Source organism: Kocuria salsicia (assembly GCF_039532055.1).
Taxonomy (GTDB): domain Bacteria; phylum Actinomycetota; class Actinomycetes; order Actinomycetales; family Micrococcaceae; genus Kocuria; species Kocuria salsicia.
Genome location: NZ_BAAARF010000001.1, coordinates 1 through 7,218, shown reverse-complemented (window position 1 = coordinate 7,218; position 7,218 = coordinate 1). Strand labels below are relative to the sequence as shown.

General features: G+C 61.1%; 12 protein-coding genes. 6 read left to right on the top strand and 6 right to left on the bottom strand.

The genetic code is table 11. The features are described 5' to 3' along the window. From ABD264_RS00060 to ABD264_RS00035, 6 genes are all read left to right on the top strand, one after another. On the top strand, positions 1-181 hold a 181-nt coding region (locus tag ABD264_RS00060; RefSeq protein WP_344203341.1), incomplete at its 5' end, for a transposase. Between the two features lie 131 nt (positions 182-312). Then, on the top strand, positions 313-1,077 hold the full coding sequence (locus tag ABD264_RS00055; protein WP_344203338.1) for a hypothetical protein: 765 nt from the start codon (positions 313-315) through the stop codon (positions 1,075-1,077). Then, complete coding sequence (locus ABD264_RS00050) at positions 1,074-1,544, top strand: phage holin family protein (protein ID WP_344203335.1); 471 nt, start codon at positions 1,074-1,076, stop codon at positions 1,542-1,544. Before ABD264_RS00055 ends, ABD264_RS00050 begins: the two co-directional genes overlap by 4 nt. Continuing rightward, positions 1,541-2,176 (top strand): DUF3618 domain-containing protein, encoded by a 636-nt coding sequence (locus tag ABD264_RS00045; RefSeq protein WP_344203332.1) that lies wholly within the window; start codon positions 1,541-1,543, stop codon positions 2,174-2,176. Before ABD264_RS00050 ends, ABD264_RS00045 begins: the two co-directional genes overlap by 4 nt. A 491-nt stretch (positions 2,177-2,667) precedes the next feature. Continuing rightward, on the top strand, positions 2,668-2,874 hold the full coding sequence (locus tag ABD264_RS00040; protein WP_303106416.1) for a cold-shock protein: 207 nt from the start codon (positions 2,668-2,670) through the stop codon (positions 2,872-2,874). 265 nt (positions 2,875-3,139) lie between these two features. Further along, positions 3,140-3,631: a TraM recognition domain-containing protein gene (locus ABD264_RS00035; protein WP_344203326.1), complete on the top strand. Its 492-nt coding sequence runs from the start codon at positions 3,140-3,142 to the stop codon at positions 3,629-3,631. A 55-nt stretch (positions 3,632-3,686) separates the two neighbouring features. Here the strand turns inward: ABD264_RS00035 and ABD264_RS00030 are convergent, their stop codons facing one another. The 6 genes from ABD264_RS00030 to ABD264_RS00005 all read right to left on the bottom strand — a co-directional run. Next, positions 3,687-4,487 (bottom strand): restriction endonuclease, encoded by an 801-nt coding sequence (locus ABD264_RS00030; RefSeq protein WP_344203323.1) that lies wholly within the window; start codon positions 4,485-4,487, stop codon positions 3,687-3,689. Between the two features lie 83 nt (positions 4,488-4,570). Beyond that, on the bottom strand, positions 4,571-5,698 hold the full coding sequence (locus ABD264_RS00025) for a hypothetical protein (RefSeq protein WP_344203321.1): 1,128 nt from the start codon (positions 5,696-5,698) through the stop codon (positions 4,571-4,573). Between the two features lie 66 nt (positions 5,699-5,764). Next, a complete protein-coding gene (locus ABD264_RS00020) occupies positions 5,765-6,103 on the bottom strand; it encodes a hypothetical protein (RefSeq protein WP_095797985.1) in 339 nt (112 codons plus the stop codon). Between the two features lie 21 nt (positions 6,104-6,124). Continuing rightward, positions 6,125-6,286 (bottom strand): hypothetical protein, encoded by a 162-nt coding sequence (locus ABD264_RS00015; RefSeq protein WP_158222940.1) that lies wholly within the window; start codon positions 6,284-6,286, stop codon positions 6,125-6,127. Beyond that, on the bottom strand, positions 6,286-6,873 hold the full coding sequence (locus ABD264_RS00010) for a recombinase family protein (protein ID WP_344203312.1): 588 nt from the start codon (positions 6,871-6,873) through the stop codon (positions 6,286-6,288). Before ABD264_RS00010 ends, ABD264_RS00015 begins: the two co-directional genes overlap by 1 nt. Continuing rightward, positions 6,874-7,218 (bottom strand): integrase core domain-containing protein (locus ABD264_RS00005; protein WP_344203310.1); only part of this gene is annotated, 345 nt, incomplete at its 5' end.

Here is a 7,218-nt window from a genome sequence, read left to right as displayed (position 1 = left end):
CTGCGACGTCCTGGCCTACTTCGACCGGCCGCGCACGAGCAACGGACCTACCGAAGCCGTGAACGGTCGCCTCGAGCACCTGCGTGGCCTGGCCCTCGGCTTCCGCAACCTCACCAACTACATCGCCCGCGCACTCCTCGAAGCCGGCAGATTCAGACCACACCTACACCCCGAATTGTGAAGAGCCAGTAACCCTTGGACCTCACCCATTAGGGTGTTGCCCCCTCAGAAATTTTTTACAAAAATTGTGACATGTCTATCCATGTTTTTAGAGTAGGATGGGCATTTTCTACCCCAAATAAAGGACCTGCTATGACCAATAATTCGAAGGCTCGTCCGGCGCACCGGGATGCCGGTGCAACCCCCGTGAACGGGGGCCCTGACAAGAAGGACATCGTGGCCGAAAAGGGCAAGGCCGAGGCGCAGCAGCTGAGAAACAATGCTGCTGGTTCGGGTGAACGTGTCAAGGAGACCGCGAAAGAAAAGACCGCGGAGGTCAAGAATGAGGCTGTGAATCAGGCTCAGGATCTGCTGGGTCGGCTAAAGGACGATCTCCAGGGTTACGTCGGGCCCCAGCAGGAGCGCGTGGCTACCACGGCGCGTTCGATCAGCGACGAGGTTTCTGCCCTTTCCAACGGGAAGAAGCCCGAGACCCAGTACGTAGCGGGGCTTCTAGGGAATGTGGCCGGACCGGTGGAGGCGTTGGCTTCTTCATTGGAGAATAAGGAACCTAAGGAGTTGCTCGGTGATGCGCGTCGTTTCGCGGCGCGGCGCCCCGGCACCTTCCTGGCTGTAGCTGCAGGCATTGGGCTGCTGGCCGGCCGTGCTACTCGTAGCGTGAAGGACAGCGACGAGGTGGCTTCCAGCCGGCAGGACGTCAAGGAGTACTTCGGGATGGAGCAGCCCGAGGAACGCATGATGCCTGCCGGGACTTCCGCTCAAACTTATACTCCGAGTCCTGCAACGGGCACTTCCGGTGACACCTATGCGGTCGATGAGCCAGCGGATCCCTCCCGGACCTACACCGATCGTGTTCCCGGAACCGTTTACCCGGATCAGAAGGGCAATCGGCGATGAGCCATCCCATTCCCCCCTCCGAGGCTGAGCAGCGCGTCGAACGCGAATCGCTGGGAGAGATGTTCAAGTCCTTGAGCATCAACCTCACCACACTGATTCAGCAAGAAATTGCGTTGGCCAAAGCTGAGATGACCCAAACCGCCAATAAGACCAAGGACTCCGTCAAGGTCCTGGGCAAAGGCGGCGGTCTGCTCGGCGGCGCGGGTGTGGCCGGCCACTTCGTCCTGCTTTTTCTCTCCCTCGCACTGATGTGGACGCTGGGTAACGTGATGAACCTGGGATGGGCGGCATTGATTCTCGCTGCTTTGTGGGGAATCATCGCCGCAGTCCTGACTGCCATCGGCAAGAAGAACATCGAGCGCGGCCGGCGCAAACTTGCCGTGGCCACCCAAGACCCGCTCTCCCAGACGCGAGAGACCGTCAGCCAGATCCCTGACACCGTGAACCCTTCTAAGGAGACCCGATGAGCCAGCAGACCCCCGAAGAAATTCGCACCGAAATCGAAGCCACCCGCATGCGGTTGGGTTCAGACGTGGATGCTGTGGCCGAGAAGGTCACCCCCGAAAACGTGGTGGAGCGGCAGAAAGACAAGGTGCGCGGCAAGTTCCAGGACGTGCGGGAGCGCGTCATGGGCCCCGCCGAGGATGCCCGCTTCACTACTTCCGCCACTATGGGGGACCTTCGCGAGGGTGTGTCTGACCGTGCTGACCAGGCCCGTGAGGCTCTTGGTAACGCTCCCGCAGCGGCCAAGGCCAAGACTCGTGGGAACCCCTTTGCTGCTGGTCTTATCGCGTTGGGTGCTGGTTGGCTCGTGGGTTCTTTGCTGCCTTCCAGCCAGAAGGAGCAGGAGCTGGTCTCTGATGCGGCTGATCGGATCCAACCTCATGCTCAGCAAGCTGCGGACTCCGTCAAGGGCGCGGCCCAAGATGTCGCTCAGGACCTGAAGGAACCGGCCCAGCAGGCTGCTCAGTCCGTGAAAGAAACTGCACAGTCGGGGGCTCAGGACGTCAAGTCCCAGACTCAGCAAGAAGCTGGCCAGCTGAAGGATGCTTCGAAGGAATCCGCGCAGTCGGTAAAGAACACCGCCTCTAACAAGTAACAGGCACGGCGCCTTGCCAGAGCCCCCTCTGGCCAGACCGGTCTTGCCTCAAAGAGTGCCCCCCTCCCCCCACTCTTGAGGGTGGGGGGCACCCCTCCTACAGGTTCCAGAGGAGCGACAGCCCTCTGGAACCTGTAGGTGAACTCCATGACCTCATACAACCTCCCCCTTTTTCTCCTCAGCATCCTGCTACTGGTAGGCAGCTACTTCTTGGGCACAATCATGCTGATCGCAGTGGCCCCCCGGCGCCTACGGGGCCAGAGAAATTCACGCGTTTCCGACGATTTTTCCCATGATCGCCCAGGATTTGACACACCCTCACCCAGGCCGTAGGTTAATCACCAGTTGTAGAAGTTTCGTTTTTATGTTGAGCTTTGCCCGCCCACCTGGGTTGGTTGTTTTTCTGAAGAAACGTTTATGGCAAGCATCGCAACGCCTGAGCCCCTGAAATTCAGGACGCGCTCCCTTTCTAACAGAAAGACAGGTCTCACATGACTACTGGCACCGTTAAATGGTTCAACGCTGACAAGGGCTTCGGCTTCATCGCCCCCGATGACGGCTCTGATGACGTCTTCGCACATTTCTCGGGCATCAACTCCAGCGGTTACCGTTCTTTGGACGAGGGCGCCAAGGTTGAGTTCGACGTCACGAACGGTGATCGCGGTCTCCAAGCCACGAACATCTCCGTTCTGTCCTGACCCACTTCGTGGCAGGTTGACCTGCGAACAGGATCCCTGCTCGACGGTCTGTGAGTAAGGGCCCCCACCGCTCGGTAGGGGCCCTTACTCACAACCTCAGATCACCCCAATTCTCTTCCGCGTCATGAACCGGGGGCCCACAGGCTAGTGGGCGTGGAGTGCCCTCTCTCAGATGCGTTGCACCGGAAGACCTCGACCCTCACCCCGACACCGACGCGCCGCCCCAGGTCGCACCACAGCTACACCCTCATCTGTGAAGAGCCAGATGACCAGGTTGCCGAGGCTGCTCATGGTCGTCGACGAGCTGTGCAACACGATGCCGTGGCCGAAGCTGCCGACCGTCGTCACCGAGTCCCGCGCGATGGGCATCCACCTGCTCTGCGCCGTGCAGGCCACCTCGCAGTTCGCCAAGCGCTACGGCAAGGAAGGCATGGACGAGCTACGCGAGGTGTTCCCCGCAGTCCTGTGCCTCGTCGGCGCGCCCGAGAAGGACATGCTCGAACGAGCAGCGTGGTGGTACGGGCAGAGCGAACGCCACAAGACCACGACCGACCACCTCGGGCGACAGTCCCAACAGTCCGAGAAGGCCGACACCCTGCACGCCACCGACCTGCTGCCGAAGTCGATGGACGAGGGACGGCTGCTGCGCGGCAAGCGCCCCGGCGCGGCCGCGGGCACCTTCTCCGACGCTGGCTTGCTGGTGAACCTCGTCGACATCTCCCAGCTAAGGTTCAAGGCTCGACCCAAGGCAGCCTGAGCCCAAACGAAGACCCTCAGCGAAGGGAGGCGCTAGGTTTACGCTCGTGGGTAGCTCAGGCGTGCAACTTTGCCGTATCGACAAGCTGCTCACGGAACAGGGAGGCGTCGAAGACGCTGTCCTCATTCTGTATGCCGATTCCAGCGTCACAGAGGAATGTCGTCAATTGATCCCCATCCATCGAGAGCATGCCGGACCGTTCGAGCAGTGCCTTCGCTCCGACGCTAAAACCGCCAGTTGTGAAGATCAGGATGAGGGACGCATCGAAGGGGCGCAAGCGGAGGCCTGGCCATTCTTGAAGCGCGCCGCCAGTACGAGCCAGTTCAGCGGTTCCAACCATCTCCCGGACCACTGCCGGTGCCAAGTTTGAAGTGGGGTAGTGCTTCGCCTGTCCGATCAGCCAGACTTTCGCACGGTCATCAAGTCCTCCGTATGGGAACGGAGAGTCAAGCCTTCCTCTTAGCTCTAGCCTCCCGTGGAAGTCGATCCCTCCATCGTTGCTCTGTCTCGTGGTTCGAGGGTCCTGGCAGCCAAGCAACCTCAGAACTGTGGCACACGCGAACTCGAAGTCACGATACGTAAGCCCTAGTAAGGCTGCTTTCGCCTCGTTGGCGGAAGCCCTCCGGGAGCGCGCCGTTCTGTCCTCGGCCGGAAGTCCCGGATCATCGAAGGACGCCCCCCGGACCCACTCTTTTCCAGAGCCGAAGAGCTCGATGTTCCACATGGTGCCGTTCTGAATCGCAGCATTCCGCATCGTGTCCAGTCTGTCCTGAACTTCGGGCACAAGCGCTTCGACAACCTCTAGCGCATGGTTGATGCTGTCGCCATAACCGTTCGCCTGTGCCAACTCTGCCAAGCAACGGTGCAAATCTTGAGGAGGCGCACCGGGGGTCAGATGTTCGACGAGCAGTCGCGTGAGATCTTCCGCCCCGATAGCCATCAGTCGGAGACCGCGTCCTCATCCGTTCTTCTTGCAGCGCTCACTGCCCGAAGCACGGAGCTGGACTTTTCCTTAAGTGATGTCAAGATTTGCACACCGTCATCATCAAGGTTCTCCATCGTTTCCAGGCTCATGTCGCGGAGAGAGGCGAGGGCGGCTTTGGCGTTCGGCAACCACTTCGTCGCTTTTGCTTCTGACTTAACGATTGCTATCGCATCGGCCAAACTTTGGTCGTCATCCTGCATTGCGGACAGAGCATCCGGGTTCTCGATGATGAGTTTCAGGTCTCGGATGTCACCGTATCCAGTAATCTTCTTCGGCGTGTCCGCATTGCCGGTCAGCCAGAGATACAGTTGCTCTCGGTTGTTGGCTTCCGTCAGCTCGTATTCTGAGCTATCCCATCCCAGCCAATCGCGTAGCTTGGGTTGCCCCACCACTTCATGGAAGATTGCATAAAAGTCAGGAGTGACAAGCTCGCCGTACTCCGGATCATTGGCCATCTGAGTCAGGGCCGAGAAGGCGCGATGCCTGCGATTTACTTCTTGGACAGTCAGCCCAAGCCTGGAGGCGACCTGCTGAGCGTCGATACCGCTATCTTCCATGAGTTCATAAACCAGCAGAGCGCTTTGGTACCCGCCCCACTCTTTCGGACCACCAACGTGCCTGATACCCATAATCGCGAGAAGGTCGTCGTCGGATGCGTCCGAAGCAAGAAGAACAGGCACCGCATCGAACACGTCAGACACCGAAGACTTCAATGCAGCGCCGCTTGTGTGCTCTTTCTTGAGCAACTTCAAGGCCCCCGTACGACGGTTTCCCTCTACTACTACGTAGTGGCTCGACCCGGTGGCACTGTCACCTGATTTGCCTGCCTCAGAACTCGATTCGATTTTCAGAGGACGAACGACGATGCGCTCCACTGGAACGAAGCCGTTCTCAGCAATAGAACGCTTCACTTCAGTGACACCATCGCTCACGATCCGCTCAAGCGCGGCATCCTGGACAGACTTCTCCGCGAAACGAGATTCAGCGACCTCGATGGCTGTTCCTGGACCTCGGAACCGAAAGTTATTTGGGTCGAGAAGAATGTCATCGAGAGCGACCGTGTCAGGCGAGTAGGTGACCATGTACTCATTCTACGCAGCAGAAGACCCCCGGAGGCCTCGGCTCTGGGGGTCTTCTCTTGCGCGGGATCAGCGACTTAGAGACGAGTCGCGCTCCTGCTGCTTACGGGCCTCGATCACCCGCTCGCGCTCGGACTGCCGCTGCTGCTTGCCGCGGGCGTCCTTCTCGGCCTGAGCCTTTGCCTGCTGACCCTGAGCCGGACCGCGCTGCTGCTCGGCCGCCCGCTGGTGCTGCGACCGGGCACGCGCCTGCGCCTGCCTGCGCTGACGCTGCGCCTCGGCGTACTCGGCGCTGCCCTTCGCCTCGGGACCGTAGCGGCGCTCCACCGCCTTGTCCCCGCCCTTCGCCAGCTCCTGGCGCATGGACTTGACCAGCTCCTGGTCGGGCTTCTTCTGATCGTTGCTCATGGTCGTTCCTCTCTTCGTCGACTAGCTGCCGACCCGGTCATACGACCGGATCGAAATCCCCTGGGCGATCAGGTTGTGGCTCATCTGCTCCTCGTGCTCGTCGCACACGAACGAGCTGAACCACTGCGTGATCAGCTCCCACGTGGCCCTGGAGCTGCACCACTCGCACTTATGCATCGGCATCACCCCCTCTCCGCGTATCGACCCGTGCCGCCCAGCGCCGCGTAGAGCGTCGACCGGCTCACGCCCAGCTCGTGGGCGACGACCGACTTCGCGACCCCGCCCCGGATCCGCTCACGAGCGGAGGCGGTCTGCTCAGCCGACAACTTCGGTCCCCGCGCGTACACGTCCTTGCGCTTGGCGATCGCGATGCCCTCGGCCTGCCGCTCGCGGATAGTGGCCCGCTCCAGCTCGGCGACGGCCGCGAGGACCGTCAGCATGAACTCGCCTTGGGGCGTGTCCGTGTTCAGCGCCGGGTTGTCGACGAACTCGACGGCGACGCCCTTCGCGGCGAGGCCCCGGACGATCGAGAGCAGATCCGTCGTCGAGCGGGCGAGCCGGCCCGGCGACTTCACCCGCACCTTGTCGCCCTGACGCACGTACGCGAGCAACTCCTGGAGCTGCTCGCGGTCGGCGGTGTTCTTGCCCGAGACCTTCTCGGAGAACAGCCGGTCGACCTCACCGACTGCTTCGAGCTGCCGGGCCTCGTTCTGATCGGCGGCGCTCACGCGCACGTAGCCGACCACCTGACCAGTGGTGTTCGATGACATCTAGANTCTGCTGAGGGGTGGGGCTCCGATAGCGGAGTGGTGCCTGTGGTGATTGTAGAAGTGGATCCAGCCCGGTAGTGCTGCGCGGCGTTCGGTTTCTGATTTGTAGAAACGGGCGTAGGCCCAGCCGTCGGCGAGGGTGCGGTGGAGGCGCTCGATTTTGCCGTTGGTCTGCGGCCGGTAGGGGCGGGTTCGTTTGTGTCGGATGCTGAGATCCCCGCAAGCGTCTCGCCAGGCGTGAGAGCGGTAGCAGGCGCCGTTGTCGGAGAGGACACGTTCGACGGTGACGCCCTGGTCGGCGAACCAGTCTGTCGCGCGGCGCAAGACGCCGATGGCGGTCTCGGA

Coding starts and splice junctions, on each gene's coding strand:
- ABD264_RS00020 (WP_095797985.1), bottom strand. CDS start 6,103: ATGAGCAACGATCAGAAGAAGCCCGACCAGGAGCTGGTCAAGTCCATG.
- ABD264_RS00025 (WP_344203321.1), bottom strand. CDS start 5,698: ATGGTCACCTACTCGCCTGACACGGTCGCTCTCGATGACATTCTTCTC.
- ABD264_RS00045 (WP_344203332.1), top strand. CDS start 1,541: ATGAGCCAGCAGACCCCCGAAGAAATTCGCACCGAAATCGAAGCCACC.
- ABD264_RS00015 (WP_158222940.1), bottom strand. CDS start 6,286: ATGCCGATGCATAAGTGCGAGTGGTGCAGCTCCAGGGCCACGTGGGAG.
- ABD264_RS00010 (WP_344203312.1), bottom strand. CDS start 6,873: ATGTCATCGAACACCACTGGTCAGGTGGTCGGCTACGTGCGCGTGAGC.
- ABD264_RS00040 (WP_303106416.1), top strand. CDS start 2,668: ATGACTACTGGCACCGTTAAATGGTTCAACGCTGACAAGGGCTTCGGC.
- ABD264_RS00055 (WP_344203338.1), top strand. CDS start 313: ATGACCAATAATTCGAAGGCTCGTCCGGCGCACCGGGATGCCGGTGCA.
- ABD264_RS00035 (WP_344203326.1), top strand. CDS start 3,140: ATGACCAGGTTGCCGAGGCTGCTCATGGTCGTCGACGAGCTGTGCAAC.
- ABD264_RS00050 (WP_344203335.1), top strand. CDS start 1,074: ATGAGCCATCCCATTCCCCCCTCCGAGGCTGAGCAGCGCGTCGAACGC.